The sequence below is a fragment of the Bartonella sp. AA81SXKL genome, assembly GCF_042196945.1.
GTDB lineage: Bacteria > Pseudomonadota > Alphaproteobacteria > Rhizobiales > Rhizobiaceae > Bartonella.
This window is the reverse complement of sequence record NZ_JBHIRH010000278.1, coordinates 1-334: the sequence shown is the minus strand read 5'-3', so window position 1 is coordinate 334 and position 334 is coordinate 1. Positions and strand designations below refer to the sequence as shown.

The 334-nt window shown below is 38.0% G+C and carries 1 pseudogene; it reads left to right on the top strand.

The window, feature by feature from the left end:
• A pseudogene (locus tag ACFINZ_RS11075) lies at positions 1 to 334 on the top strand (autotransporter outer membrane beta-barrel domain-containing protein); the annotation flags it as partial.

Here is a 334-nt window from a genome sequence, read left to right as displayed (position 1 = left end):
GCGAGGAGGTGTGCAAGAGATTGCAAAAAAGACTCAAAGCGCAAAAAATGGTGGTTCTGCTTTTGATACACAAGTCTTTGGTGGTGGTAAACAGCGTATTTTAAAAGAGGGTAAAGCTATTGGAGTTACTTTAAATGAGACCGCTCTTCAGGAAATATATGCTGATGGATCTGTAAAAAATTTAACAATTAATGATGAAGCAAAATCATGGGTGCGTGCAGGAGCAACATTAGAAGGGAAAACGCTTGTAAATCATTCTGGACAGCTCCATCTTTATGCTGGAAATGATCAACATCGTACCACAGTAGAAGACATTATTTTAAATGGACAAGAT